We start from the raw sequence: 23,556 nt of genomic DNA on the forward strand, positions 1-23,556 counted from the left end.
TCGCTCACTCTGCCTGCTTGATGATCGGCATCACCGTCTCTCGCAGCCGGTCCACCAATTCATCCTCCATGTATTTGTAGTCATCAGGAATGCCGAGCACATGGATCGGCTTGAACGCGATCGCCTGACGAAAGTCGGCTTTCAAGCGGTTTGCGTGCTTGTCTTCCATGCAGATGACCAGGTCGCACCAACGGATGTCGTCCATCCCGACCTGCCGGATCGCATCGCGTGCGGTACCGGCCGATCTGGTTTCAACACCCTGAACACTGGCGAATACTGCCTCGCCCGTCGGACTGCGCAGACGGTTTTTCGAGCAGACGAATAGCAATCTCAGCGGCCTGGCATCGGCCATCAGTTTTTCCCACTCCCGGTATGGCCAGAGCTTTCCGATCTGTCTGGCGCGGTGCAGCTTGTTGGCACGGCGAAAGATGAGTTTCCAGTTCTTGTCTTCGAATCCGCGAGAGGTTGGCGGCTCGTGATGGCCGTCAAGTTTGCGCGCAAGGGCGCGGCGCTCGCCGCGCGAGTTTGGATGTGGCATGATCGTCCTCGTCAAATTGCTCGTCGGTTCAGCAGCCGCGGCAATACGAGGAAGCGTTCTGTTCTCAGATCATTGTGACCTTTATGCGGCATGCTAGCGTCTTGACGAAACTCGCAGGCAGGCCAAAGGCTTGATCCATGTTAAACTGGTTGAAATCGCTGCCGCTGCCGATGCCCTTCAAGGACTGGATCCTGCTGCCGGTCTGGTCAGCCATCGTTCGGCTTTCAAAGCCGGAAGTCCGCATCGTGACAGGCGGGATCAGCTTCTATGCCTTGTTCGCGATTTTTCCGATTATCTATCTGACCCTGACCCTGCTCTTTTCACTGCTGCCACACAGCATGGCGGACGGTCTCGCCCAGACCATTGATCAGGTCCTCACCTCTGCCGTGGCGCCGCTGAAACAGGCTGATCTGACGACAATACGCGATGCGACGCCGCAGGGGCTGACGATCCGGGCGGTCCTGGCGATCGTCATCGTCTTCTATACGGCCAGTTCCGGCGCGAAGGCGGCGATTACCGGCATCCGCATGGTCGCCGGGTCAGAGAAGCGCAGCAACATCATCCGCTTTCAGGGTGTCTCCCTTCTGATGACGACGCTGTTGATCCTTCTGGTCTGGCTGCTGGGCGCATTGCAATTGCTGATGTCGTTCATCACCGAGAAACAGGGGTTTATCGCGTTTGATCTGGCCGAGAGCATTTCGGAGGTCGCCTCAAACCTTTGGGTCGGAAAGTTTCTCGCCTGCTTCGCGATCTTCTTCCTGATCATCTCATTGTCGCTGCATGGGCGGATCAACTCCGGCAAGGCCCTGATGGCGGGCGCAGCAGCCGGGGCGCTGGCGTGGAGCGTCGTGACCTGGGCCTACCACCTCTACCTCAAGATATCCGTCCTCGACACATTTTACGGTGCGCTGGCATCGGTCATTCTCGGTTTCATTTGGCTGATGCTGTCGGTCTCTTCGCTGCTGCTCGGCGCCGCCCTGTCGGTCGAGTGGGCCCACCGCGTCGCCGACAGGCGGCGACGGGACGCCGCTATCGACGTTCAGAAACCGGAAACTCAGACCGACGCGTAGAGATCGGCGACCGACTGCGCGATCTGCCGGGTTTCGCCGTCGCTCTCGCCATCCACGCGCGCAGGTCGCCACCGGCGCTGGAACGCCGCCGTCGCAGCCGAAACGTCGGTCGTATCATACCCGATCTGGCTGAGGGACTTCTCAAGGGGCCCTTCCTTTTCTGCCAGAACAAGCGGCCACAGGCCAAGGCCATTCTGGGCAAGGCGTGCCCATGGGAAGTGCTCGCCCGGGTCAATCTTGCGGGTCGGGGCGATATCGCTATGGCCCACGATACGCGTCTGGGGAATCTCCCAGCGCGCCACGATGGCCTTGCCAAGCTCCATCACCGACTCGATCTGGACATCCGGATATGGCGGCAGCTTGCCACTACTGAGCGGCCAGTCATGTCCCCCATTGACGATTTCGATGCCAATGGACCGGGAATTGAGGTCCTGATCTCCCTGCCAGCATGAAACGCCCGCATGCCAGGCACGCTTGTCCTCTTCCACGAGACACACCGCATCGCCGTTTTCCCAAACCATGTAATGGGCCGAAACCGAGGCGTCTGCGTCACACATCCGGTCCAGCGCATCCTGGCCGGTCTGCATGCCTGTATAGTGCAGGACAAGCATGTCGACGCCCGTGCGCCGATCATCGAAGTTCGGGCTAGGTATGCGAGTGATCACACTCATCTGTCAGGTATCCCCCTCAGCGATCAACGCCGGCAGCGTCAACCCGTCCCCATTCAGCTATGACGAAACGCCCCCAAGCGTAGCGGTCACTGTAATAGCGCTCGCAGATCGTCGGGGTTTGTGTAGCAAAAGAGCACACAAGTTAACAGCCAAAAGCGTTGGAAACTGGCGATAAATTGTCCAAATGACCAGATTCAACTCGGCCGGGAGCGCTCATATGGGCTATCGAGAGAAAAAGTCGGGATACGCACATTCATTTCTTCGCCGTCTTCGTCGACAAGCGTGTACATGCCGCCCATCATTCCGGAGGGGGCTCCGAGAGGCGCGCCAGAGGAGTAGCGAAACGATTTTCCCGGCTGCAATGTCGGGGTTTGGCCGACGACGCCTTCGCCATCGACCAGCTGACGACGGCCATGACTATCGATGATATCCCAGTGGCGCATTGTCAGTGTCCAGGTGCGCTCGGACCCGTTTTCGATCTCTACCGTGTAGGACCAGACATACTCTCCGGACGCAGGTTTGGATTCGTCGTGCATGAAGCGCGGCTGGACGCGAATTTTCACGCCAGCTGTCTCTGCTTCATAAATGGGCGGCGGCGGTCGTCCGGCCATACCCTTGTGCTCCCTAAAATCACATCGCGTTCAGCGCAGCGAGGATATCCTTCTGAAGGTCGTCGGCATCCTCCAGACCAACGGACAGCCGGATCCAGCTTTCATCGAGCCCCATGGAGGCCCGCTCTTCCTCATTCAACGCACGATGGGTTGTCGATGCCGGATGGCAAGCGAGGGATTTCGTGTCACCTAAATTGTTTGAAATGTCCACAAGCTGAAGCGCATTCAGTATACGGAAGGCTTCGGCACGCTCACCTTTTACCGAGAACGCAATCAGCGTTCCGCCATCATCCATCTGCTTGGCGTGCACAGCATGGTGCGGATGATCTTTCCGCCCCGGATAGCGTACGGCTTTCACATTGGGGTGCCCTGCGATCGCGTCGGCCAGTTGGGAGGCATTCCGGCACGCCTGTCGGACACGAAGGTCCAGTGTTTCAAGGCCTTTCAGCACCACCCAGGCATTGAATGGCGAGGGCGCTGGGCCGGTATGACGAAGCCAAGGATCGATGAATTCCTCGATCCAGTCCGTCTTTCCGAGAATGGCCCCTGCGAGCACGCGGCCCTGCCCGTCCATATGCTTCGTTGCCGAGTAAACACAAACGTCAGCACCCAGATCAAACGGCCGCTGAAGGACCGGTGTTGCGAAAACATTGTCAACGACAAGTTTTGCACCTGCAGCGTGAGCGAGCTTCGCGACCGCTTCAATATCGACAGCTTCAAGCAGGGGATTGGAGGGTGATTCGATCAGCACGAGCTTGGCTGGCTTCGAGAGCGCCTTCTTCCACGCATCGAGGTTCGCCCCCTCCACGAACTCTGTCTCGACCCCATAGCGCGGCAGGATCGTCTGGCAGATGACGCGGCAGGATCCGAACAGCGCGCTCGCGGCAACCACCCGGTCACCCGCACCCACGGGCGCGATCATCGCGCTGGAGATGGCCCCCATGCCGGACGCCGTAACACGGCAGGTCTCTGCCCCTTCAAGAAGCGCAAGGCGATCTTCGAGCATGCGCACAGTCGGGTTGGCATAGCGCGAATAGACGAAGCCTTCCTCGTCGCCGGCCATCCGCGCCGCCGCCTGTTCAGCGCTCTCATAGGCATAACCCGATGTCAGGAAGATGGCTTCCGAGGTTTCGCCGAATTGCGAGCGCATGGTGCCGCCGCGAACGAGTTTCGTCGCCGGTTTCCAGTCATCTCCGTCGCGCTTCGACATTGCCTTTGGTCCTTCCAATACAGAGCGGACCGTCATAAGCCTCATATTCGAAAGGGATCAAGGGATGGCTGAAGCAAAACCGGGCGTTTTGCCTGATCACGAACTCAAGGCCTTGTTCGATGCGGGCGCAATTCGCACGAGCGACTCGCTGGACGTTGACCAGATTCAGCCGGCCAGCCTGGATCTTCGCCTGGCACAGGACGCTTACCGCATCCGGGCCTCCTTCCTGCCCGGCGGCGACCGGTCTGTCGCGGACGTTCTGCAAGAGCCCGGCATCGAACTGCACCGGATAGACCTGACAAAACAGGGCGCGGTGCTGGAAACAGGCTGCGTTTATCTCGTTCCGCTGATGGAGCACCTCAAACTCCCTGCCGGCGTTTCCGGGCGGGCCAATCCAAAATCTTCGACGGGGCGTATCGATGTCTTTACGCGTCTCGTGACCAATCGCGGCAAGGCGTTCGACGATATCCCGACCGGCTATTCAGGACCGCTCTGGCTGGAAATCAGCCCCCGTACATTCTCCATTCTGGCGCGCCCGGGTGACCGCCTCGCCCAGCTACGCCTGCGCCGAGGGAAACCGCAAAACACCAGCGAGAAGACAGTCTCCATCGACATGGATGCGGCGAATGGCGAGCCCGTCGGCTGGCGTGCCAAACATCATGCAGGCCTGATTGACCTGCGGGGCATCGCGAAACATGAAGTCGCCGATTTCTGGGAACCGCTGTTCCCGCACAAGGGGCGCCTGGTCCTCAACCCGGAGGATTTCTACATCCTCGCCTCCCGGGAAGCTGTAAAAGTGGCGGGGACCAAAGCTGCGGAGATGGCACCGATCGCGCCTGAACTCGGCGAGTTCCGGGCCCATTATGCGGGCTTCTTCGATCCCGGGTTCGGCACCAATAAAGGCGGATCTCGCGCTGTCCTGGAAGTGCGCTCGCGCGACGTACCGTTCATTCTTGAACACGGCCAGCCAGTGGCCAAACTGGTCTATGAAGACATGACGGCCAAACCATCCGCTCTCTATGGCGGAAAGCTGAGCAACTATCAGGGCCAGGGCCTGAAACTCTCCAAACATTTCGGTTGAGACTGGACAGCGCCGCCATTGCAGTCTTGTCTGCTGGCGAACCCAGACCACCACGAAGGACCGTCCAATGAAATCCGTCATCTATCTCGGCGCAGCTGCGCTTTTCCTTTCAGCCTGCGGCGGCGCTGGCGACGACGCCGAAACGGGCGCCGATACGCAGGTCACGGCTGAGCGCACTGATTGCGAAGTGGTGGCGAGCGACCCCGAAGCGCAGGAAACCTTTGACCAGATCGGCATCACCGCAGACACGTTCTGCGACTGCATGGGCAAGGTGATCGCCTCCAAGCCCGAGATGGAGCAGGCTCAGATCACGATGACACTGTCCAAGGTCGCCGAAGGTATGCGGGAAACCGGCGAGGGCGCTGAAGACGTGGTCGGCGAACTGATGATGGCGGACGAACAGGACACTGCAGGCGAGGACTTCGCCAAGGGTGTCAATCTGGTGGGCCAGACAATCGACGAAATCAGCGGCAGCTATGAAGACGACCAGACCTGCCCGGTAAGTTAAGCCTGGGTTTGACGTCCGCCTGTTGAGACCAGGCAGACTCGTGATCTTGTTATCAGAAGCGGCTTTTTCGCGGGCCAGATGACTGGCCGCGAAGCCTCACGAATGGGCGCAAAGTCCCGACCGATTGTGCGCGGCGCGCAACACTCTCCAATCAATTCGCGGATCGCTGCCGAATAGGTCAAATTTCACGGTTTCAGGCAAGCTGCTGGCAAGGTGGGAACTTCTAGCTGGTCGCGTCAGGTTCCATTGTGAGGGGTCGAACCGTGAGCGAACAAACCATACAGGCCATGCTCTTCGTCGGAGCATGTTTTGCGGCGATAGTCGTCGTCCGCGCGATCTATGTCGTTGTGTTTTACAAGTCGTGGCGCATCGATGAATTGCTGGGATTTAGCGATGGCGGCTGGGAGACCGACGCCATGCGAGAGCGTCGGCGCGATTTCTGGCGCTAGCTAGTTCTGACGGCCTGTTCTTCGACACCGTCAAACCGGTCAGCGCGCGTGAGGTCGGGAAACAGCCTGCTCCAGAGGAGGGCCGTGACGATGGCCATACCGCCTCCCAAGACAACGGCCCCCACCGGTCCGAGCAGGCGCGCAGCGACCCCGCTTTCAAATTCGCCCAGTTCATTGGACGCGGAAATGAAGATGAAGGAGACCGACGACACGCGCCCCTTCATCTCATCGGGTGTCGCAAGCTGGATGAGCGATGCGCGCACAAACACCGAAATCTGATCGGCAGCGCCCGTGACAGCCAGGGCCGCAAAGGACAGCCAGAACATGGTCGACAGGCCAAACACCAGTGTTGCCGCTCCATAAATGCCCACAGCCCACATCATCCATGGCCCGACATTTCGCGACAGCGGGCGGGTCGCCAGCATGAAGGCCACGATGGCCGCTCCAACAGCGACGGAGGCCTGGAGAAAGCCTAATCCCACTTCCCCGACAAAAAGGATGTCGCGCGCGAAGACCGGCAAGAGCGCCTTGGCCCCACCGAAAAACACCACAACAAGGTCCAGCGAGATCGCGCCGAGAACGATCTTGTTGCGCCGGATATAGCCAAGGCCTTCGAAAACCATCGACCATCCGCGAACGTTCAGCACTTTTTCGTGCGGCGGCGTCTTGGCTGTCGCAAGAGCGGTGAATGAGAAGCAGGCAATAACAATCGCTGTTATGTAGACGGCTTCCGCGCCGCCAAACGCATAGATAAGGCCGCCAATGGCAGGGCCGGTGATCGTCGCGGTCTGGAAGCCAAGGGAATTCCAGGCAATTGCCGTTGGCAGCTCTGCACGGGGCACCAGTCGCGGGAACAGCGAATTCGCTGCCGCCGGAACAAAGGCGTTCACGCAGCCAAGCGTCGCCGCGACGCCGAAAATGATTGGCAGGGCATAGCTTGCCGGCAGGAACACCGATGCCAGAAGCCCGAACGACACAAGGATCCTGACGCTGATTGTGACCAGCAGGATCATTTTGCGATTGAGGCGGTCCGCCGCCTGCCCGCCCACAAGGGACAGGAGAAGCACTGGCACGAATTGCGACAGGCCGACCAGCCCAAGCAAAAAGGCCGAGTGCTCGATACCCCAGCCAAGCCCACCTGTTTCGGCCGGGTCTCGCGCAACATTGTAGACCTGCCAGCCGATCGCCACGGCCTCCATCTGGCGGGCAGCCGCGATCGAGACCCGCATCAGCCAGTAGTGCAGGTAAGCTCTGTGTCTGAAGACGTGGAGGTTCGGAGCGAGCGCCATGGAGCGCCTCTCCTAACGTGCGTTCAAAAAGGTGCAAACCCTTTTGTTGTAAAGGTCACTTGACATGACAAGCATCCTTGTCATATTGTCAAGGACACTAGACAAAGGAGCGACGCGATGCGTGAGGAAAAACAGGATCTCAGATGGGGGTTGTACTTTGCACGCACGGTTGCCGGCATCGGCCTTGCTACGGTCGGCGTCGCCGCTGATTATCTCATCGACGGAGGAAGCGTTGCAGCTCAATGGGGCGGTGTCGGCGCCCTTGCCGGGGCCATCATCGGATTCGGCACCATGCTCGCGCACTATCCGCGAGGCGATGAATTTGACCGGGCGATAGACAGGGTGACCAGCGTCCATGCAGGCCTGGCAGTCATGGTCCTGCTGATCGCCCAGGAGCTGTCGGCCCAGATGGGCTGGTTCGGCGCCAAACACCTACCGATTTACACGATGCCTGGCTTCTTCATCATTCTGAAGACGCTGGAATCCCAATTGTTTCGCGCCGCGCTGGCCGAGGGAAGCAGTTTTCCCGGCCTCAGCTCACTGCGCGCCTAACCAAATACAGATGGAGATACAAAATGGTTCAGCAAATTGGATTCAATGGTGCTCGAAAACGCTATCACCGCGTATTCTGGCCAGCGATGATTTTGTACGTGATAGTGCTGTTCACGGGCATTTGGTACCTAAAGACGAACGAGCCCGCCCCTTGGGTAACCGCGCTGGTTGCTGTCGGGATGGCACTTCCCGCTTGTCTCATAATCTGGGCCCAGCTGCGATGGATTGTCGAGACGGATGAGTATACCAGACTACGCAATCTGAAGGCGTATGCCGTAAGTACAGCAATAACCATTTCGGGGCTCTTTGTGATTGGCTTCCTGCAGCGGTTCGACATGGTCCAGCAGTTCGATGTCTTCTGGATCGGTCCCTTTTTCCTGGCGACCTATGGAGGGGTGACTTGCGCCCCGCGAGTGTTCGGCAAGACAGTCTGACGGGGCAGCTGATGGAGAATATCATCCGCACCCTTCGCGCCGAGCATGGATGGAGCCAGGCAGCCCTGGCCGACAAGCTCGATGTGTCGCGCCAGTCGGTGAATGCGATCGAGACAGGCAAGTACGACCCGTCTCTGCCGCTCGCTTTCGCCATTGCCCGGCTTTTCGAAAAGTCCATTGAGGACATCTTCGTGGATCCTCAGCAACCGGCAAAGGCGGCTGAGTGATCAGGCCGAGCAGCTGCCGCCGCCTAATACACAGAAGCTTGCGCACCAGGCGTGATTGAGCTGAACGGGCTTGGCGGTCGCTTCCTTGAGTGACGTGCCAAGCTCGAACCGCTTGTCATAGGCAAGCAAGGTACACGCTGTGACAACCGCCCGCGCCTCACCCTTGCGTTTGACGACCATGCGCTGGCTCGCGCACATCATGTCAGCCGGATCGACATCGAGAATGCCCCAGCAGGCGGTGGTGATCTCGGGAGGGCTGTCCCCTTCGATCATCTCGGGGAAGAGGACGAGCTGTCTGGTATCGGACGGGTCAATGTTGAGACCGAGCCGCTCAATGAGCGTCGCGTAACCGGCGCGGGCCTGTGTTTCATTTTCGGCCAGTGCCTGGCGTCCCGCAATGGCAACATTGAAGCCATGTTCGCTGAGCCAGGACAGTCCCTCGCAGGCCAGGGCGAAACTGCCGCCGCCGCGCTCAGCATCATGCAGCAATTCGGTATGATGATCCATTGAGACCCTGAGAACCATCTGCTCACCGAACCGGCCTTGCAGGTCGAGGAGGCCGGTCTGGATACGCGGCCGCATCATCGGCCGCATGGCATTTGTCAGCAGGAGCAGCGTGTGACCGCGCTCCAGAATGGCTTCGATGATGGCGAGGATCTCCGGACACATAAAGGGCTCGCCGCCCGTAATGCCGATCTCTTTGGTCCCCTCACCCAGTCCATCCACCTCGTCCAGATAAGGCGTCACATCGCCAAGCGTCAGGTAGACCAGGTCATCATTCGTCGGAGAGCTTTTGATGTAGCAATTGACACACTCGATGTTGCAGAGCGTGCCGGTATTCAGCCAGAGCGTCTTCAGCCCGCGCCAATCAACACTGCCGCGCGCTTCGCCCTTTGCCGTGACAAACGGATCCTGAAATTTCTGTTCTATCAGAGTGGTTTGAACCATGTGGCACGACTCTAGGCCTCGATCACATCAAAACAAGCGACCGCGTGCAGAGGCGCGCGCCTGCAGTGGAATTTACGGCGGCGCAACGCAAGCGGCAGGAATCTTGCTTCACGGGAATGTGAAGACTGACGATACCCGCCCGTCCAGAATTCGAGGATTAGAGTGCCATGAAGCTTGTCAGAATCGACGAGTTCACCAGCGAAGGCCTTTACCGCCAGGAAGCTGTATACTGCTCGAAAAAACGTGGCCGGAAATATACGGTCTTTTTCGAAGTTCCGGAGACGTGCGCCAAGCCGGCGACCTATGATCACTTCGCCCTGTACGGGATCGCAGCGGCATTCGTCCTCGACGAAGATTACGAGCATCTCGGCGCTGTCGACCAGCGCCTTCTGGAACAGGTCGAAGATGTCATCGATATCTGGCACGATTGGTACCCGTACCGGCACAGAACCCAAATTGTCGCCGATGTGCGCACGGTAACGGACTCCGATGGAACGGCGCCCGATGCTGGACAGACAGGTTGCCTTTTCACGGCCGGCGTCGATTCGCTGTATTCACTTCTCAAATGCAGGGGTGAAATCGACGCGCTGATCAGCGTCATCCACCGCAACTCAATCCATCTGCCCTTCCGCAGCGAAACAGACGGCCTGGATGAGATCGACCAGTTCGCACAGCGCATGAATGTCTCTCACCTGACAATCTCAACGAACATGATGACGGCCATCCCCGAATATCAGGACGCCTGGGCACACCTGTCTCATGGCGCCGCCTATGCCGCTGCGACCCATTTCCTTTCAGGGGAAATTTCGCACGCAATCATTTCGTCGTCGCTGAACTGGGACCAGTTGATGCCGTGGGGATCACATCCGGACACGGACTGGCGGTTTGGCAGCTCCACGCTGTCACTGGATCATTTTGGCACATCCACGAGCCGGATCGACAAAACCGCCGCCGTCGCGAGAAATCCGGAATTTCTGCGCGTGCTGAATGTGTGCAGCCGGGGTCGGCAGAGCTCAGAACACCTCAATTGTTCTAAATGTCAGAAGTGCCTGCGGACCATGCTGGCCATTGATCTCGCTGGAATTGATCGCGATCAGGCAACTTCTTTCGACTGGACGCACTACACGCCTGCAAATGCGGAAAAGATCTATCTGCGCACCGAAAATGAGTACCTCCTGTTCGAAGAAATTCTTGCGCGGGCTGTCGAGCTTGATCGCCAAGACGTCGTCGAACCGATCGAGCGCCTCATCCAGCGGTCGCGCAAATTCGTCTGGCTGACGACCATGGAGATGGAAATTCGCAAGCGGCTGCCACGCGTCGCGCGGATGAAGTCGACCGCAATGAAGACAAGAAATGTGGTCTACAACGTCTTCGGCCTGAGCACCCGCCTCAAAGACTGAAGTGGGCTTCTGCCTGCTGCGCAAAAACGGCGTTGTGGATCTTGTAGCGGCCGACATTCAGCATCCAGTTTGCCGCGAATGCGATGATAATGATCGCGATCCAGGCAAGTACCTGTCTCATGCGGGTCTGATAGGACGCAAAAATGCCGAGCCCGACACCGAGAATGGAGGCCAGGGCGTCGCTTTCACTGGCAATGCGCGAGCGCAATAGAAGCCCCTGCAACACTTCCAGCAAGACGGCGACGCCCGCCAGAACCACGAAACAGACCAGGGGTTTGGACAGCTTTGACCCCGAATTGCGCACAACCGATGCAAAAACCGCGAAGGCCAGAACGTGCTCGGTCTTGTCACCGAGCGGGTGTCCGAAGTTTGGCAAGAGTCCAACACAAAGAATGCCCAGGCCGAGCGCTGCGGGCAGCACAATTTTCAGCAAGTCCGTGCCAGGATGAGGCGATGCGACGGCGCCATCGCGAGGGCGCTGAGAAGAACTCATCTGAAACTCCTGTCTGGCTGCTAGGTGATGATCGAGCCTGATGGCAGCATGCCCTGCCTCAAAGGCGGACGACGACTTCCAAACATATAGCGAACCCGTAAATTTCAAGCCATGGAATTGTACACACCAGGCTTGCCGGAATGGACGACGACGTCATTCTCCGGCATAGCGCTCGCCCATGGATCCAGAGTTTCTCCTTATGCTGGCCGACCGGATCGGCGTTTTCGTCTTTGCGATTTCGGGCGGCGTTGTGGCGGTACGAAAGGAAATGGATTTCCTCGGCGTGATCGTCCTCGCCTTCCTGCCGGCGATCGGCGGAGGGACATTGCGCGATCTCCTGCTTGACCAGCCGGTGTTCTGGCTGAGTGACTCGGTGACGCTCATCCTCGCTATCGCAGGGGGCGTCACAGCCTTCTTCTTCTATCGATATGTGAGCCAGTTCCGCGCCCTTCGCTGGCCGGATGCGGCGGGGATGGCCCTGTTTGCGATTGCCGGCGCCGCCAAGGCGCTGGCGCTGGGACATAACTTCCTGGTGGTCGTGATCATGGGCACGATCACGGCAAGCGCTGGCGGGCTGATCCGCGATGTGGTCGCGAATGAAGAGCCGCTGGTCCTGAAGGAGGGCGAACTTTACGCGACGTGCGCGATCGTTGGCTCCATCGTCTATTTCCTGCTTGTGCGGTACGGCCCCGGCGAGATCGTCGCCGTTGGCGCTGGAATTGCGACAGCCTTTATCCTCCGTGCCTCAGCCATCCTTTTCGGCCTGGCGCTGCCAAAGGCCCGGAACTGACCGGAGTCTACTCTGCCGCCACCATGGCCGGCTCATCGCGGCGGACCGCCCGGCGAAGCACATCGCCATAGCCATGTGAGATGCAATCGGTCTGATCGTAGAAGCCGCGTGACGCCAGAATGCGGTGCATACGGCCAAGATTGTAGGGCGGAATGCTGGCGAGCAGATGGTGCTCAAGGTGGTAGTTCACATTGTTGGGCGCGATGAAGACGCGCTGCCAGAACGGGGCGACAGTCGTTCCTGTATTGAGCCTTGCGTCCAGCTGCGAGCGGTCGATCGCGGTGCCGTGCTCACCGATCTGGCGCAAGCGAACGATGGCCGGGTAGATGAACAGCTCGGCGGCCCACCACATCAGATAGGCCCAGGGCGCGCCCGCGAGCGTCAGCACGCCCAGCAGGGACACATGGAATGCCAGCCATTTCCAGTTTCGTGAAAGCTTGAACTTGCGGATCTTGAACATCGTATCGCGAAAGCCGGTCTGTCCGGTCAGGTCACGCTTGAACTTTCGCATGAGGCTGTCCCGCTTCACCGGGTAGTTCTTCACAAAGACGATGTCGGGATCGTCCGGCGTGCCAGCGAATTTGTGGTGCTTGAGGTGGTAGTTGCGGTAGGCGACCAGCGAAATATTCATGGGTGCGCCGGCCAGCCACTCGCCGACAAACTCATCGACAAGTTTTGACTTGAAGAAGGCGTGGTGCGCGCAGTCATGATTGATGATGCCAAGCCCCAGCTGGCGGCCGCCAAGGATGAGGATACCCAGCACAATCGTCAGCGGGTTGGTCCAGATGATCGCGATGGCGAAGGCCGCAGCGATGAGGCCCCAGTTCCAGGCAAGCGTCGCGCCCGCCTTGAAATCAGACTTTTCTCGGAGGGCTCTCAATTCGTCCTTTGACAAGGCATCCGAGAGCTTCATTAAAGACGACATTTACCACCTCACTTGCGATAAAATACATATTACACCAAATTGCAGCATGTCTCAACCATTGTATCAATTCAGTCCGACAGAGTCGACGGATATGTCCGCTCGCTCCCTGGTGCTCTCCCTTCTGGCGAGCACGGATGCAGTGCAACTCACGATCGGGACCTTGATCAAGGCGGGGTCGCTTTTCGACATTGAGGCGGCCACGATGCGGGTCGCCGTTACCCGTCTCATGAGCACCGCTCACCTCAAAAGCCCGCAGCGAGGGGTCTATGTGCCCGGCCCCAAAGCGAGAGCGCTCACATCCCGTGTTCAGCAATGGAAGGATGTGAACAGCCGAAAATGTGACTGGAATGGTGACTGGCTGGTCGCGCTGACGCAGCATCTCGGACGGACGGACCGCAAGCAGCTGCGCGCCCGCGAACGCGCGCTCGGCCTGTCAGGGTATCGCGAAACCCCTCAAGGGTTCTGGATTCGCCCCGCGAACCTGTCGCGGCCCCTGAGCGATCACCGCGATGATCTCGTTGATATCGGGGCGGATGAGGACCTGCTTATTCATCGCGTCTCGGCAACGGCGACAGCGGAAGAAAAGCGGTGGGCGAGCCTCTGGTCGACCGAGGCTTTGCGCGAGTCCTATGATCGGGCGATCCGGACAATGGAGGAGAGCCTCAACATCCTGCCGGACCTGACCGTTCCGATGGCGGCGCGTGAGACGTTCCTGATTGGTCAGAGCGTCATTCGCTCGATCAATTTCGATCCGCTGCTACCGCCAGAACTCGGGCCGGATGATCGGTTCTGTAGAATGGTTGAAACGATGCGTCGCTATAATGATGTCGGCGTGTCCTGCTGGAAGACGTTCCGCGAATCCGTTTGAAAGCACGTTTGGCTCAGTGGCGCCGCCGCGGTTTCATCATGTCGCGAAAGGCCTCGAAGGTTCCGCGTGCAATTTGCGTCGCCGTGGGTTTTCGACCTCGCGCTGAACGGACGAAATGCACACAGTTCGAGCCAGTCAGATGATAATCGTGGCCAAGGCGGCGGGTGGCGCGCGCTGAAGCAAGATAGTCACTCTCGCCGTCGCCAGGGCCATGATTGTGGATCTCCCGTCCGCGGGCAAACTCCGAAAGGCTCTGCGAGACGACACCGCCATAGCGGCCATTATTCGAGATGATGCGCCCGCCATGGGTCACGACACCATAATGGCGAAGCACACCGCCAAAGCGGACGGAGACGACGTCTCCAGGACGATAGTCGAATCTTGAATTCATCGAAAAACGATAAACTCAAATGCTTTGCTCGTCAACGTTCCGTTTGAAGGGTCACAGAGGGGAGATTTCTCTCAGAGGAAGTCGCGCAGCGTTTCCATGAAGAGGTCGAACCGGTCGTGATGGAGCCAGTGGCCGGCCTCCGGGAAGAGCTTCACTTCGGCATTCTGGAAATACTTGTCCCGGCCATCCTCAGCCGGGTTCGACGCCCAGCTCTTCTCGCCGTAGAGCAATAGCGTCGGACAGGTGATCGACGCCCAGAGATCCTGGATCTGCTCCTGGGTGAGATCAACCGATTCCCAGACGCGCAGATAATTGTCGAACTTCCAGCTATACGTACCATCCTCATTGCGGGCGATGCCGTTCATTGTGAGATGCCGGGCCTGCTCTTCGGACAGGAAGCTGTTCTCTTCCTTCATCCGGGCATAAGCCTGTTCAAGGCTGTCATAGCGCTTTGGCTGGCGACCTGAGAGCGCGCGCTTGTCCTCGATCATCTTGCGGAACCGGTCCTGCCAGGGCGTCTTTTGCCGCTCCTCCAGCATTTTCGGGCTGGGGCCGAGCCCCTCGATCGCGACGAGCTTCTTCACATTCTCCGGATAGAGCCCGGTATAGCGCAGGCAGATATTGCCGCCGAGCGAGTGCGAAACGATGGTGACCGGCGCGAGCTTCAGCTGGTGAATGAGCTGCGCGAGATCATAGATATAGGCCTGCATGTTGTAGTTGCCCTCAGGCGACCACGCGCTGTCGCCATGGCCCCGAAGGTCGGGGGCAATCACATGCCAGTCATGGCGCAACTCCTGGGCAACCCAGTCCCAGCTGCGGCAATGGTCGCGCCCGCCATGAACCAGCAGAAGCGGCGGTTTGTCCTCATTGCCCCAGTCAACATAATGAAGCTTGAGACGCTGTGAGAAATAGGTGTTCGAAACGGGGCCGTGTATTGTCATGGCGTGTCTCATAGGCCGAAGCGAGCGCCTGATCGAGTCCCTTTGCAGGGAGCGGGGATGAACCGGTCTCAATCGCTTCCGGCAGAAAGCCAAGCGGTCGAAACGGCCGGACTAATCCAGCGGCTTCTTGAAATTGAAGGACGTGATGGTGAAGCCTTCGCGGAAGTAAAAGGCGTGAGCGCGCTCTCTCTGCGTGCCTGAATCAAGGATAAGCACTTTCGCCCCCAGCCGGTTGGCTTCTGCTTCAACCCAGTCAATGAGCGCCTTGCCGACGCCAGTCGAGCGCGCATTCATGTCCGTCACCAAATCGTCGACATAGACAAGATCACCGGTCGCGAGCCGAAATTCCTGACGATAAGTCGCGCAACCGATGCAGCGACCGTCTCGCCAGGCTGCAATGATATGAGCGCCGTCGGCAAGGACACGTTCTATCCATACCGGATACTCAGCTTCCGAAATATGCGGCCGCAGCTGGGACATGACGGGGTATGTCGCGCCGACATCGCTCTTCGACAGTCGCCTGATTTCCATACTGGCTGACCTCTACCCTCTGAAAGCCTCGTAGAACGCAATCGCCGCGGCATTGGAGACGTTAAGGCTCTCCATGCCCGGCTGCATTGGGATGCGCGCCAGGCTGGCGCAGGCTTTCGCCACGGCCGGACGAAGGCCCGAGCCTTCTGCGCCCATGACGAACGCCACTTTCGGGGCACCGCTGACAGCATCCACAATCGTCTCGCTTCCCTCTCCGGCAAGGCCGATGGTGTGAAAGCCTTCCGCGCCAAGCTGGTCAATCGTCCGCGCAATATTGACGGCGCGCACTTCGGCGACAGTCTCGATCGCACCGGCCGCAGCCTTTGCTGCCACGCCCGTGATCGGTGGGGTATGGCGCGTCTGCAGGACAATCGCGCCGATACCAAAGGCCGCCGCAGACCTGAATATAGCACCAAGATTATGGGGGTCGGACAGTTGATCGAGAACGCAGATGCGCGTCGGGGCGTCGGGCCTCGCCAGCACATCATCAAGCGAGAGCGCCTCAAGTGGTTTCACGCGGATGGCCAGTCCCTGATGCACAGCGCCCGGCGGCAGAAGTTTATCGATGGCTTTCGGGTCGAGGATTTCGACATCGGACAGGCTGAGGCGGCGCGCCGCATTCTCGCTCGCGATCTGGCGCAGCACCTCGCGTTCAGGGTTGGCAATTGCGGCTTCGACGGCGTGTTGGCCCCACAGCCAAACCGGCGCGGACGGATCGCTCGAACCGCTAGCTGTAAAACGCCGTTTCTGATGGTTGCGTGCGATAGTCTTCATCCCTATAAGACGCGCTTCGGTGCGCCGGTGCCTGCTGTTGCAGTCATTTGGCGTCCTGTTCCGGCGGCGTCAATCTGAGCGTCGCAGGGCACGCCCTGGAGGGGTGGCCGAGTGGTTAAAGGCAGCAGACTGTAAATCTGCCCGCATAGCGTACACAGGTTCGAATCCTGTCCCCTCCACCACTGCCCTGTTTGATGCTAGGGTCGGCAAAGCGAAAGTCCGGAGACTCCGGGCGGGTATAGCACAACGGTAGTGCAGCAGCCTTCCAAGCTGAGGATCTCGGTTCGATTCCGTGTACCCGCTCCAGTCCGGCCTCTCTTGTCTCAAATGTCAGAGAATGGCGCACCTAACAGGATTCGAACCTGTGACCTCTGCCTTCGGAGGGCAGCGCTCTATCCAGCTGAGCTATAGGTGCGTTGGGCCAGTCCATAGGCGAAGCCGCGCCGAAGGGCAATCACCTGCCCGCACGACAAGACAGCTTTCACCCGGCAGCGAGCTATGCAAAGGTGCGCCAACTGCGCTGTCTCAAAGGAGCTTCATGCATGGCCAATCGTTTCAAACCTGTCTTCGCCGGGGCCTGCGCCGTGGCCCTGCTGTCAGGACTTGCCGCTTGCGGCAATGATGACACCGCGCCGGCAACCAGCGACCCGCACGACATTTCTGCAAGCGAGGGTGATGACACGCCTGAGGCCGAAGTGCGCCGCGACAAACAGGATATCATCGACGAATATGAAGAGGCGCTCGCCGAAGCCCGCACAACGAGCGGCTCAGGCTCGCCGGCCCTGTGGACGCTCTCCGATGATGACACGACGATCCATATGTTCGGCACGGTCCATATTCTACGCCCGGAGCTGGAATGGCGGACAGATGAATTTGATGCCGCGTTTGAGAGTGCCGATAAACTCGTTCTCGAAATCGACATGGAAAGTGAGGAAGGCATGCGCGCCATGGCGCAGGACTTCCAGAAGAAAGGGCTCTATCAGGATGGCCGCAAACTCTCGACAGAGCTAAGTTCAACGGACCTTGAAGCCCTGAATGAAGCCTTGAAGCCGATGGGCATACCGGCCACGAGTTTCGACCCGATGGAACCGTGGATGGCGGCGGTAACGCTATCGGTTCTGCAGCTGCAAAGTGATGGTTTCAACCCGGATTCCGGCGTTGAGAAGACCCTGATCGCCGACGCGAGAGAAGACGGAAAGACGTTCGGCTATCTCGAAACGGCCGCGTTCCAGGCCGACATCTTCGACACCCTGCCGGAAGACGTGCAGGAGGAGTTCCTGTACGAGACGGCGCTCGCCCTGCCAGAGTCCAGCCAGATGCTGGATCAGATTGTCGATGAGTGGGCTGACGGCGACGTCACCGGACTGGGCGTGCTCGTCGCCAACCCGGACACGGGCGGCGGCGAAGGCATCTATGATGCGCTGTTCCTTGAAAGAAATTCCAACTGGGTCCCACAGATCGAAGCAATGCTGGATGAGCCTGGCACGGTCTTCATCGCGGTTGGCGCTGGTCACCTCGCAGGCCCCGACAGCGTCATCACCATGCTGCGCGACGAGGGCTATGAGGTCGAAGGGCCCTGATCTTCAGGCCAGGCTATAGCCGACAGATCCCGAACTCTTTCAAGCTGAGCCCTTGCGAGGGTGGAAGCCTTCTGCATGCGCTGAAGGCCGCTAAACTTTTGTTCCGGTTCATCATTCATTATTCAACTTGCACTAAAGAACTCCTGGTTAACAGAAACCGGCTTTCTACCAGTGATCCGTTTCAATACCTCCTCTTCGGGCCGCCGCATTGCCGGTGACATAAGGGCGTCGACAATGGTCGAGTTCGCCCTGATCGTCCCGATATTCCTGATCATGGTTCTCGGTACGATTGAATTTTCGATCTACGTCTTCAAGCGAAACTTCGTCAAACACGTTCTGTATGAGATGGCGCGCGACATCCAGACCGGCGAAATCCAGACAGCAGACGATCCTGAAACGGCGTTCAATGACCTTGTCTGTGCCAACAGCTCCATATTGTTCAGCTGCAATGATCTTTATTTCGACGTTCGCTCATTCAAGGAATTGAAGGACGCAAAGCTTCCGGATGCCGCGTTCAATGGCAGCACGCCAGCCAACTTTGTCTTCAAGCCCGGCAAGTCAGAAGAGATCACCGTGATGCGAGTGGCGACGCCCTATCACTTCGTGACGCCGTTCATGCAGGACATCTTCCAGCCGTCCGGTGAGCCGATGATCCTGATCGGGTTCACCATGGGCAAGAACGAACCGTTCGGGTGTGTCAAGAAATGCTGACGCGCCTTCGACACTTGCTGCGTGACACGTCTGGCCTCGCGGCGCTGGAGTTCGCGCTGATCGCCGGGCCGCTGGCGCTGATGATGCTCGCGATCTTCGACATCACCTTCCGGTTTCAGGCGGCCGACGAGTTCGAGCGCTACCTCTACCAGTTTGGCGATCTTCTCTCTCGGGATGACGACCTCAGCGAAGATGATCTGGACACCATTTACGAAGCTGCCGACCAGATGATGCAGCAGGTCAATGTCGAAGAAGGTGCCCTGGACATCGCGATCGCCAGCATTGGCTTCCAGCAGAATGGAGACCCGGTCAAGCTGTGGCAGCGCTGGCGCGGCGGGCTTCCTGGCGAGGTTGATGTTGAGGCAGCCCGTGGGCTGGCCGCTCCGGGCGAAAGTGTGATCCAGGTCAGCGCCACGCTGCGCTACACCTCGGCGATCACCGTCCTCTCAGGCGGCGATGACCTCAGCGAGCAAGGCGTGCTCTACTTCAAGCCTCGCACGACCCGCGCGATCGCTTTTGAAGGCAAGATCCATGACGCCGGCATTTCCTGGGACGGCTATACGGCAGGTGGCAGCTGATGATTGGTTTTATCCGTGACTGGCTGAGGGCTCGCAGCGGGGCCATAGCGATGAACTTCGCGCTCATGGTGATCCCACTCATCGCGTGTGTCGGGCTCGCGGTCGATGGCTCGCGCATGTACCTCGTGAAGTACAACTTCCAGGGCGCGCTCGATTCGGCAGCGCTGGCCGTCGGCACGACCTATGGCTCGCAACAGGAACTTAACGACCTTGCGCAGCTCTATGTCAGCCGAAACTTCGACATGCCCGGCGTGACCGTTGAGTCCGTCTCCGTCACGAGTTCGGCAGAAAAAGTGTTCCTGACGGGCACGGTGAAGATGAATACCTTCTTCATCCAGATCGTGGCGGGTGACCAGGTGATGGTCTCTGCCGAGACCGATGTGAAGCGCGCCGGCGGCGGGATCATGGTCTCGCTTGTTCTCGACAATACAGGATCGATGTGGGGCTCTATGGGCGGTGGCAAGAACCGTATCGAGGCGCTGCGCTCTGCATCGCTCAGCCTGACCAAATCCCTCTTCGACAGCGAAGACGCCGAGGACGAAGTGCGTATGGCCGTCGTCCCTTATGCGTCGATGGTCAATCCGGGCGATGCGGCACCCGGCATCATCAATCCGCTCGACCTTGCCGCGTTCAAGCTGCAGGATCCCCAGAACCGCACCGGCGTGGCGGAGCCCCTGCTGCAGACATTCCACTATGACCCCAAAGACAAGACCCAGTGGAAGGGCTGCGTGCTGGAGCGTGGCGGCGACGATTCCATTGCCGACACGCCCCCCAGTTTCGGCAAAAAGTGGACACCCATGCTGTGGCCGATCTACAATGACAACCAGTACGAGGTTCACGACAATGGCTTCGTCATCGGAACCATCAAGCCGGGCAGCGTCGATCCTGGCGGCAACAGGAACTCGAACTCATTCTCTGGCCCGAATGTCGGTTGCCCGACCCCCATCCTCCCGCTCACAGGCAAGAAAAAGGATGTGGAAGACGCCCTCAAGGATATGACCGCCTGGAACCGCGGCGGTACGCTGTCCGACATCGGAATGGCCTGGGGCATCCGTACCCTGTCGCCTGGCGTGCCTTTCGACGAATCCAGCAAGATCGTCGACAAGAAGACCGGCGAGGTCATCTGGAATTCGCCGCGCTGGCGCCGCGCGATCGTTCTGATGACGGACGGCGACAACTCCATCTACAATGCGGGCAATGATGGCTCGCGCGTGAAGAAGGGGTCTGAGAAATCCGACATAACCGGCTATGGCCGCCTGGGCGAAACTCAGATGAATGACCTCTTCAACACCACCAATTCGTCAAACGTGGCGAAGAAGATCGACAATCGCGTCACGCAGCTGTGCAATGAGGCGAAAGCGATGAACATCATCGTCTATACGGTCGTCCTGTCCAATTCAGCCGATTCGGGAACGCGGGCGATATTCCAGAACTGTGCGACGGACAAAGGCAAATACTGGTATGCGCCCTCTTCTGATGCGCTGGATGACGCTTTCGGATCGATCGGCTCCGACCTCAACAAGCTGCGCATTACGCGCTAGGGCCGAGCCATTTGCGTCAGCACCCGCGGCCGCAGAGTCTGGCGACATGCGGCGGGCGGGTCTGAATTCGGGATGGGCACAGCGCTAACCGGAGTCGATGAAAGCGGGTTCGAGAGCGGCCGGAAAACAGGCCGATTGTGGGCCGATTTCCAGCCAATGCCCGGCCGCTGGCGCACTGAAGCGCGCAAAACCGGCTGAGCCGGCATCGAGGTCTTGCCCGAGCCAGGGGGCCCGGCGCGCGTAAAGCGTCCAGTCGGTCTCGGACGGCGTATCGGCCGGCATCGCCCATTTGATGTGGATGCGGCCCTTAATAGTGACGCCGATACCGACCATGCCGCCCTGCGGATTGGCCTCGCGATAGGCGCGAACGAGGCGGCCAACCCGCAGCACATCCCAGAGTAAGACCGGCCAGTAACAGGCCGGAAGCTTCGCAAGAATGGAGAGGATCCACGCACGGTCGAACATGCGGGAAGTAAAGCATGGGACGCGAGGGGGTTGGATATTTCGGCACGTTTCCCCGCTATGACGGCCCCAAACCCTGCGCTTACCGGTCGCGATAGGGCTCCAGTTCGGTCAGGTCCAGCGTGTAGGCGGCATCACCGACGGCGTTCTGATTCTTCTCTGTGAGGATGGTACCTTCAAGCCAGTAAGGCGACCAGATATCGCCGATCTTCACCGCAGGATCAGCCCTGACAAAGATCACCTGGTTCGGTGGCGGCGGCGGTGTGTGGATGCAGGCCCCCATATAGGGCACGAGCAGGAATTCCGTGTGTTTGCGGCTCTCATCGAAATCGAAAGGAACGATGTAGCCGGGGATACGAATGAATTCGCCATCGAGATCATCAACCACATCGAAGGTGCCGAGCTGGGGCATGTAGTCCATGTCGGAGCCTTCCGCGATCTCGCCAAAAGGCTGCGCATCCATGAGGGAGGTCGATTGGGCCGCGTAGCGCTTCTCCAGCATCTCATAAAATTCGGCCTGCTGGCGGGCGAGTTCGGCCTCGGCGCCTTCGGGCAGAAGGTCTTCCCAGACCAGACGGAGCGGTTCGCCCTCCTTGACGCCCCAATATTTGCGCATGGAGCTTTCGGCGGCTGGCGCATCGTCTGATGCCTGCGTCTCACTGTTGGCCGTTTCCTGCGTGGCAGCCTCTGGTTTTTCGAAGCCTACGTTCTCGCGGCCGTCCGGTATGGGCGGCGGTTTGGTAACGCGGTTTGCCGGCGCTTCGGCGGCTGGCAAGGCACGATCACCGCAGCCTGCACTGGTGATCACCAGCAGTGCCGCAAGGCATCGTCCGGCCATGCGGCGCATCATGAAAGGCGCATCACTTGAGGACGACAGCCTGTTTTATCTGCCATTTACAAAACACCTCTTGCCAAGCCCACACGCCCTTAATACATGGCGTTATAATATAACACAAATGGGAAATTTTTCATGCTGTCGAACCGACTGCCGCAGCGGCCTCTACCATCGCGACATACCGCCATACCGGAGCGGCTGTGATGTCCAGCCGAGCCATGACCGCGCGGGCAATTGATGCGTCTGCGATAACCCTATCCGGCCTTTGCATGATCCACTGCCTCGCGCTGCCACTGCTCGCGGCCATGCTGCCGCTGGCGGGGGCCTGGGCGCAAGCCGAGTGGGTGCACAAGGCCTTCGTGCTCATCGCCTTGCCGCTCTCTGGCTTTGCAATTGTCCGTGGCAGCCGTTCACATGCCGGGGCGGGATTTATTCTGCTGGCTGTGACGGGTCTTACCCTGTTGCTCGCAGCCGCCTTTCTCGAACCCCTTCATGAGGTCGAGACACCGGTGACCGTCACAGGCGCGCTCATGCTTGCCAGCGCCCATATCTGGCGCTGGTCGCGCCACCGCAAAAGGCGTCACGCATGATTTGACCGGCCGGCGCGATGTCCGGTTCGCCTGCAAGGCCGCGCGGATGGCGTCTGCGAAGTGGGAGAGTTCGCGCCCATTCCCGTCGTCACGATGGGATCTTCCCTTAGGGCGGATTGCCGTCCCAGTCGATGATCCAGTCGATCTGGTCTTCCTCGAAGACGGTGTCTTCGCTGACCGTCTGGCCCATGATGGAGTGACCGTCCTTGTGGACGCGGTCCCGGTCGCCGCTGATCAGGTGGTGCCAGTCTGGCAGGCCTCGGCCCTCATGCAGGCGGCGATAGGCGCAGCTCTGCGGCATCCATTTCAGCTCGGAAACTGATTTCGGGGTGAGGATCACGCAATCGGGCACGATGGATTTGCGGTTCTCATAGTCGGCGCAGCGGCAGAGATCGGCGTCCAGGAGGCGGCAATGAAGGCGCGTATAGGCGATGTCGCCGCTATCCTCGTCCTCAAGCTTTAGCAGGCAGCATTTCGCGCAGCCATCACAGACAGACTCCCACTCTTCAGGGGTCATCTCTGCCAGCGATTTTGTTTTCCAGAAAGGCTCGCTCATGC

30 protein-coding genes and 3 tRNA genes are annotated in these 23,556 nt (G+C 59.3%); 17 read left to right on the top strand and 16 right to left on the bottom strand.

What is annotated here, in order from left to right; translation table 11 throughout:
- Positions 1 to 4 precede the first annotated feature (4 nt).
- Positions 5 to 538: a hypothetical protein gene (locus WNY37_RS00175; protein ID WP_342971433.1), complete on the bottom strand. Its 534-nt coding sequence runs from the start codon at positions 536 to 538 to the stop codon at positions 5 to 7.
- Between the two features lie 137 nt (positions 539 to 675).
- Between WNY37_RS00175 and WNY37_RS00180 the strand changes: the two genes are divergently transcribed.
- Positions 676 to 1,608: a YhjD/YihY/BrkB family envelope integrity protein gene (locus WNY37_RS00180; protein WP_342971434.1), complete on the top strand. Its 933-nt coding sequence runs from the start codon at positions 676 to 678 to the stop codon at positions 1,606 to 1,608.
- On the opposite strand, the gene WNY37_RS00185 is transcribed toward WNY37_RS00180, so the two are convergent.
- The 3 genes from WNY37_RS00185 to metZ all read right to left on the bottom strand — a co-directional run bounded on the left by WNY37_RS00185 (position 1,593) and on the right by metZ (position 4,100).
- Complete coding sequence (locus WNY37_RS00185) at positions 1,593 to 2,279, bottom strand: N-acetylmuramoyl-L-alanine amidase (RefSeq protein ID WP_342971435.1); 687 nt, start codon at positions 2,277 to 2,279, stop codon at positions 1,593 to 1,595. The two genes, WNY37_RS00180 and WNY37_RS00185, sit on opposite strands and share 16 nt — an antisense overlap.
- Positions 2,280 to 2,473: 194 nt before the next feature.
- Entirely contained in the window at positions 2,474 to 2,890 is a 417-nt protein-coding gene (gene apaG / locus WNY37_RS00190; protein WP_342971436.1) for a Co2+/Mg2+ efflux protein ApaG, read from the bottom strand.
- Positions 2,891 to 2,909: 19 nt separating this feature from the next.
- A complete protein-coding gene (metZ, locus tag WNY37_RS00195; RefSeq protein ID WP_342971437.1) occupies positions 2,910 to 4,100 on the bottom strand; it encodes an O-succinylhomoserine sulfhydrylase in 1,191 nt (396 codons plus the stop codon).
- A gap of 64 nt (positions 4,101 to 4,164) precedes the next feature.
- Here metZ and WNY37_RS00200 point away from each other — a divergent pair, with 64 nt between their 5' ends.
- The 3 genes from WNY37_RS00200 to WNY37_RS00210 all read left to right on the top strand — a co-directional run bounded on the left by WNY37_RS00200 (position 4,165) and on the right by WNY37_RS00210 (position 6,138).
- Positions 4,165 to 5,181, top strand: a complete 1,017-nt coding sequence (locus WNY37_RS00200) for a 2'-deoxycytidine 5'-triphosphate deaminase (RefSeq protein ID WP_342971438.1) — start codon at positions 4,165 to 4,167, stop codon at positions 5,179 to 5,181.
- 67 nt (positions 5,182 to 5,248) lie between these two features.
- Positions 5,249 to 5,689, top strand: coding sequence for a hypothetical protein (locus WNY37_RS00205; protein WP_342971439.1), 441 nt, complete (start codon positions 5,249 to 5,251; stop codon positions 5,687 to 5,689).
- Positions 5,690 to 5,952: 263 nt separating this feature from the next.
- Complete coding sequence (locus tag WNY37_RS00210; protein ID WP_342971440.1) at positions 5,953 to 6,138, top strand: hypothetical protein; 186 nt, start codon at positions 5,953 to 5,955, stop codon at positions 6,136 to 6,138.
- On the opposite strand, the gene WNY37_RS00215 is transcribed toward WNY37_RS00210, so the two are convergent.
- Complete coding sequence (locus WNY37_RS00215; RefSeq protein ID WP_342971441.1) at positions 6,135 to 7,427, bottom strand: MFS transporter; 1,293 nt, start codon at positions 7,425 to 7,427, stop codon at positions 6,135 to 6,137. The two genes, WNY37_RS00210 and WNY37_RS00215, sit on opposite strands and share 4 nt — an antisense overlap.
- Before the next feature lie 117 nt (positions 7,428 to 7,544).
- Between WNY37_RS00215 and WNY37_RS00220 the strand changes: the two genes are divergently transcribed.
- From WNY37_RS00220 to WNY37_RS00230, 3 genes are read left to right on the top strand one after another with little or no spacing between them, the layout of a single operon-like run.
- Positions 7,545 to 7,979, top strand: coding sequence for a hypothetical protein (locus tag WNY37_RS00220; RefSeq protein WP_342971442.1), 435 nt, complete (start codon positions 7,545 to 7,547; stop codon positions 7,977 to 7,979).
- 23 nt (positions 7,980 to 8,002) lie between these two features.
- The gene (locus WNY37_RS00225) at positions 8,003 to 8,413 is read left to right on the top strand and encodes a hypothetical protein (RefSeq protein ID WP_342971443.1); all 411 of its coding nucleotides are present in this window, start codon (positions 8,003 to 8,005) and stop codon (positions 8,411 to 8,413) included.
- Between the two features lie 11 nt (positions 8,414 to 8,424).
- Positions 8,425 to 8,640, top strand: coding sequence for a helix-turn-helix transcriptional regulator (locus tag WNY37_RS00230; RefSeq protein ID WP_342971444.1), 216 nt, complete (start codon positions 8,425 to 8,427; stop codon positions 8,638 to 8,640).
- On the opposite strand, the gene WNY37_RS00235 is transcribed toward WNY37_RS00230, so the two are convergent.
- Positions 8,641 to 9,588 carry a radical SAM protein gene (locus tag WNY37_RS00235; RefSeq protein ID WP_342971445.1) on the bottom strand — a complete coding sequence of 316 codons (948 nt, stop codon included), beginning with the start codon at positions 9,586 to 9,588 and terminating at the stop codon, positions 8,641 to 8,643.
- Positions 9,589 to 9,755: 167 nt separating this feature from the next.
- Here WNY37_RS00235 and WNY37_RS00240 point away from each other — a divergent pair, with 167 nt between their 5' ends.
- A complete protein-coding gene (locus tag WNY37_RS00240) occupies positions 9,756 to 10,988 on the top strand; it encodes a hypothetical protein (protein ID WP_342971446.1) in 1,233 nt (410 codons plus the stop codon).
- Here the strand turns inward: WNY37_RS00240 and WNY37_RS00245 are convergent.
- Complete coding sequence (locus WNY37_RS00245; protein WP_342971447.1) at positions 10,978 to 11,481, bottom strand: hypothetical protein; 504 nt, start codon at positions 11,479 to 11,481, stop codon at positions 10,978 to 10,980. The two genes, WNY37_RS00240 and WNY37_RS00245, sit on opposite strands and share 11 nt — an antisense overlap.
- A 178-nt stretch (positions 11,482 to 11,659) precedes the next feature.
- Here WNY37_RS00245 and WNY37_RS00250 point away from each other — a divergent pair, with 178 nt between their 5' ends.
- Entirely contained in the window at positions 11,660 to 12,271 is a 612-nt protein-coding gene (locus WNY37_RS00250) for a trimeric intracellular cation channel family protein (protein ID WP_342971448.1), read from the top strand.
- Between the two features lie 7 nt (positions 12,272 to 12,278).
- Here WNY37_RS00250 and WNY37_RS00255 read toward each other — a convergent pair whose 3' ends face one another.
- Positions 12,279 to 13,196: a fatty acid desaturase family protein gene (locus WNY37_RS00255; RefSeq protein ID WP_342971449.1), complete on the bottom strand. Its 918-nt coding sequence runs from the start codon at positions 13,194 to 13,196 to the stop codon at positions 12,279 to 12,281.
- A 91-nt stretch (positions 13,197 to 13,287) separates the two neighbouring features.
- Between WNY37_RS00255 and WNY37_RS00260 the strand changes: the two genes are divergently transcribed.
- Complete coding sequence (locus WNY37_RS00260; RefSeq protein ID WP_342971450.1) at positions 13,288 to 14,064, top strand: hypothetical protein; 777 nt, start codon at positions 13,288 to 13,290, stop codon at positions 14,062 to 14,064.
- A gap of 13 nt (positions 14,065 to 14,077) precedes the next feature.
- Here WNY37_RS00260 and WNY37_RS00265 read toward each other — a convergent pair whose 3' ends face one another.
- The 4 genes from WNY37_RS00265 to WNY37_RS00280 all read right to left on the bottom strand — a co-directional run bounded on the left by WNY37_RS00265 (position 14,078) and on the right by WNY37_RS00280 (position 16,701).
- The gene (locus tag WNY37_RS00265) at positions 14,078 to 14,455 is read right to left on the bottom strand and encodes a hypothetical protein (RefSeq protein WP_342971451.1); all 378 of its coding nucleotides are present in this window, start codon (positions 14,453 to 14,455) and stop codon (positions 14,078 to 14,080) included.
- Between the two features lie 71 nt (positions 14,456 to 14,526).
- The gene (locus WNY37_RS00270) at positions 14,527 to 15,396 is read right to left on the bottom strand and encodes an alpha/beta hydrolase (protein WP_342971452.1); all 870 of its coding nucleotides are present in this window, start codon (positions 15,394 to 15,396) and stop codon (positions 14,527 to 14,529) included.
- A gap of 111 nt (positions 15,397 to 15,507) precedes the next feature.
- On the bottom strand, positions 15,508 to 15,927 hold the full coding sequence (locus WNY37_RS00275) for a GNAT family N-acetyltransferase (protein WP_342971453.1): 420 nt from the start codon (positions 15,925 to 15,927) through the stop codon (positions 15,508 to 15,510).
- Between the two features lie 12 nt (positions 15,928 to 15,939).
- A complete protein-coding gene (locus WNY37_RS00280; protein WP_342971454.1) occupies positions 15,940 to 16,701 on the bottom strand; it encodes an RNA methyltransferase in 762 nt (253 codons plus the stop codon).
- Positions 16,702 to 16,798: 97 nt separating this feature from the next.
- Here WNY37_RS00280 and WNY37_RS00285 point away from each other — a divergent pair.
- Positions 16,799 to 16,883, top strand: a tRNA-Tyr gene (locus tag WNY37_RS00285).
- 50 nt (positions 16,884 to 16,933) lie between these two features.
- Positions 16,934 to 17,007, top strand: a tRNA-Gly gene (locus WNY37_RS00290).
- Positions 17,008 to 17,039: 32 nt separating this feature from the next.
- Here WNY37_RS00290 and WNY37_RS00295 read toward each other — a convergent pair.
- Positions 17,040 to 17,116: transfer RNA gene (locus WNY37_RS00295), tRNA-Arg, on the bottom strand.
- A 127-nt stretch (positions 17,117 to 17,243) separates the two neighbouring features.
- On the opposite strand from WNY37_RS00295, the gene WNY37_RS00300 reads away from it, so the two are divergent.
- From WNY37_RS00300 to WNY37_RS00315, 4 genes are all read left to right on the top strand, one after another.
- On the top strand, positions 17,244 to 18,281 hold the full coding sequence (locus WNY37_RS00300) for a TraB/GumN family protein (protein WP_342971455.1): 1,038 nt from the start codon (positions 17,244 to 17,246) through the stop codon (positions 18,279 to 18,281).
- 171 nt (positions 18,282 to 18,452) lie between these two features.
- Positions 18,453 to 18,992 (top strand): TadE/TadG family type IV pilus assembly protein, encoded by a 540-nt coding sequence (locus WNY37_RS00305; RefSeq protein ID WP_342971456.1) that lies wholly within the window; start codon positions 18,453 to 18,455, stop codon positions 18,990 to 18,992.
- Positions 18,986 to 19,570 carry a hypothetical protein gene (locus WNY37_RS00310; RefSeq protein ID WP_342971457.1) on the top strand — a complete coding sequence of 195 codons (585 nt, stop codon included), beginning with the start codon at positions 18,986 to 18,988 and terminating at the stop codon, positions 19,568 to 19,570. The genes WNY37_RS00305 and WNY37_RS00310 overlap by 7 nt, the downstream gene beginning before the upstream one ends.
- Entirely contained in the window at positions 19,570 to 21,111 is a 1,542-nt protein-coding gene (locus WNY37_RS00315) for a TadE/TadG family type IV pilus assembly protein (RefSeq protein WP_342971458.1), read from the top strand. The genes WNY37_RS00310 and WNY37_RS00315 overlap by 1 nt, the downstream gene beginning before the upstream one ends.
- An 84-nt stretch (positions 21,112 to 21,195) precedes the next feature.
- On the opposite strand, the gene WNY37_RS00320 is transcribed toward WNY37_RS00315, so the two are convergent.
- Positions 21,196 to 21,576, bottom strand: coding sequence for a hypothetical protein (locus tag WNY37_RS00320; RefSeq protein WP_342971459.1), 381 nt, complete (start codon positions 21,574 to 21,576; stop codon positions 21,196 to 21,198).
- A gap of 79 nt (positions 21,577 to 21,655) precedes the next feature.
- Positions 21,656 to 22,411: a DUF3299 domain-containing protein gene (locus WNY37_RS00325; RefSeq protein WP_342971460.1), complete on the bottom strand. Its 756-nt coding sequence runs from the start codon at positions 22,409 to 22,411 to the stop codon at positions 21,656 to 21,658.
- A 200-nt stretch (positions 22,412 to 22,611) separates the two neighbouring features.
- On the opposite strand from WNY37_RS00325, the gene WNY37_RS00330 reads away from it, so the two are divergent.
- Entirely contained in the window at positions 22,612 to 22,998 is a 387-nt protein-coding gene (locus WNY37_RS00330; RefSeq protein WP_342971461.1) for a MerC domain-containing protein, read from the top strand.
- 106 nt (positions 22,999 to 23,104) lie between these two features.
- Here WNY37_RS00330 and WNY37_RS00335 read toward each other — a convergent pair whose 3' ends face one another.
- Positions 23,105 to 23,554 (bottom strand): YcgN family cysteine cluster protein, encoded by a 450-nt coding sequence (locus tag WNY37_RS00335; RefSeq protein WP_342971462.1) that lies wholly within the window; start codon positions 23,552 to 23,554, stop codon positions 23,105 to 23,107.
- Between the last annotated feature and the right edge of the window lie 2 nt (positions 23,555 to 23,556).

It is taken from the genome of Henriciella sp. AS95 (assembly GCF_038900055.1).
In the GTDB taxonomy this organism is placed as follows: domain Bacteria; phylum Pseudomonadota; class Alphaproteobacteria; order Caulobacterales; family Hyphomonadaceae; genus Henriciella.

What these genes read in the sequence shown, in the direction of transcription:
- WNY37_RS00175 (WP_342971433.1), bottom strand. Translation starts at nt 538, where the DNA reads ATGCCACATCCAAACTCGCGCGGCGAGCGCCGCGCCCTTGCGCGCAAA.
- WNY37_RS00180 (WP_342971434.1), top strand. Translation starts at nt 676, where the DNA reads ATGTTAAACTGGTTGAAATCGCTGCCGCTGCCGATGCCCTTCAAGGAC.
- WNY37_RS00185 (WP_342971435.1), bottom strand. Translation starts at nt 2,279, where the DNA reads ATGAGTGTGATCACTCGCATACCTAGCCCGAACTTCGATGATCGGCGC.
- apaG (WP_342971436.1), bottom strand. Translation starts at nt 2,890, where the DNA reads ATGGCCGGACGACCGCCGCCGCCCATTTATGAAGCAGAGACAGCTGGC.
- metZ (WP_342971437.1), bottom strand. Translation starts at nt 4,100, where the DNA reads ATGTCGAAGCGCGACGGAGATGACTGGAAACCGGCGACGAAACTCGTT.
- WNY37_RS00200 (WP_342971438.1), top strand. Translation starts at nt 4,165, where the DNA reads ATGGCTGAAGCAAAACCGGGCGTTTTGCCTGATCACGAACTCAAGGCC.
- WNY37_RS00205 (WP_342971439.1), top strand. Translation starts at nt 5,249, where the DNA reads ATGAAATCCGTCATCTATCTCGGCGCAGCTGCGCTTTTCCTTTCAGCC.
- WNY37_RS00215 (WP_342971441.1), bottom strand. Translation starts at nt 7,427, where the DNA reads ATGGCGCTCGCTCCGAACCTCCACGTCTTCAGACACAGAGCTTACCTG.
- WNY37_RS00220 (WP_342971442.1), top strand. Translation starts at nt 7,545, where the DNA reads ATGCGTGAGGAAAAACAGGATCTCAGATGGGGGTTGTACTTTGCACGC.
- WNY37_RS00225 (WP_342971443.1), top strand. Translation starts at nt 8,003, where the DNA reads ATGGTTCAGCAAATTGGATTCAATGGTGCTCGAAAACGCTATCACCGC.
- WNY37_RS00230 (WP_342971444.1), top strand. Translation starts at nt 8,425, where the DNA reads ATGGAGAATATCATCCGCACCCTTCGCGCCGAGCATGGATGGAGCCAG.
- WNY37_RS00235 (WP_342971445.1), bottom strand. Translation starts at nt 9,588, where the DNA reads ATGGTTCAAACCACTCTGATAGAACAGAAATTTCAGGATCCGTTTGTC.
- WNY37_RS00240 (WP_342971446.1), top strand. Translation starts at nt 9,756, where the DNA reads ATGAAGCTTGTCAGAATCGACGAGTTCACCAGCGAAGGCCTTTACCGC.
- WNY37_RS00245 (WP_342971447.1), bottom strand. Translation starts at nt 11,481, where the DNA reads ATGAGTTCTTCTCAGCGCCCTCGCGATGGCGCCGTCGCATCGCCTCAT.
- WNY37_RS00250 (WP_342971448.1), top strand. Translation starts at nt 11,660, where the DNA reads ATGGATCCAGAGTTTCTCCTTATGCTGGCCGACCGGATCGGCGTTTTC.
- WNY37_RS00255 (WP_342971449.1), bottom strand. Translation starts at nt 13,196, where the DNA reads ATGTCGTCTTTAATGAAGCTCTCGGATGCCTTGTCAAAGGACGAATTG.
- WNY37_RS00260 (WP_342971450.1), top strand. Translation starts at nt 13,288, where the DNA reads ATGTCCGCTCGCTCCCTGGTGCTCTCCCTTCTGGCGAGCACGGATGCA.
- WNY37_RS00265 (WP_342971451.1), bottom strand. Translation starts at nt 14,455, where the DNA reads ATGAATTCAAGATTCGACTATCGTCCTGGAGACGTCGTCTCCGTCCGC.
- WNY37_RS00270 (WP_342971452.1), bottom strand. Translation starts at nt 15,396, where the DNA reads ATGACAATACACGGCCCCGTTTCGAACACCTATTTCTCACAGCGTCTC.
- WNY37_RS00275 (WP_342971453.1), bottom strand. Translation starts at nt 15,927, where the DNA reads ATGGAAATCAGGCGACTGTCGAAGAGCGATGTCGGCGCGACATACCCC.
- WNY37_RS00280 (WP_342971454.1), bottom strand. Translation starts at nt 16,701, where the DNA reads ATGAAGACTATCGCACGCAACCATCAGAAACGGCGTTTTACAGCTAGC.
- WNY37_RS00300 (WP_342971455.1), top strand. Translation starts at nt 17,244, where the DNA reads ATGGCCAATCGTTTCAAACCTGTCTTCGCCGGGGCCTGCGCCGTGGCC.
- WNY37_RS00310 (WP_342971457.1), top strand. Translation starts at nt 18,986, where the DNA reads ATGCTGACGCGCCTTCGACACTTGCTGCGTGACACGTCTGGCCTCGCG.
- WNY37_RS00315 (WP_342971458.1), top strand. Translation starts at nt 19,570, where the DNA reads ATGATTGGTTTTATCCGTGACTGGCTGAGGGCTCGCAGCGGGGCCATA.
- WNY37_RS00320 (WP_342971459.1), bottom strand. Translation starts at nt 21,576, where the DNA reads ATGTTCGACCGTGCGTGGATCCTCTCCATTCTTGCGAAGCTTCCGGCC.
- WNY37_RS00325 (WP_342971460.1), bottom strand. Translation starts at nt 22,411, where the DNA reads ATGGCCGGACGATGCCTTGCGGCACTGCTGGTGATCACCAGTGCAGGC.
- WNY37_RS00330 (WP_342971461.1), top strand. Translation starts at nt 22,612, where the DNA reads ATGTCCAGCCGAGCCATGACCGCGCGGGCAATTGATGCGTCTGCGATA.
- WNY37_RS00335 (WP_342971462.1), bottom strand. Translation starts at nt 23,554, where the DNA reads ATGAGCGAGCCTTTCTGGAAAACAAAATCGCTGGCAGAGATGACCCCT.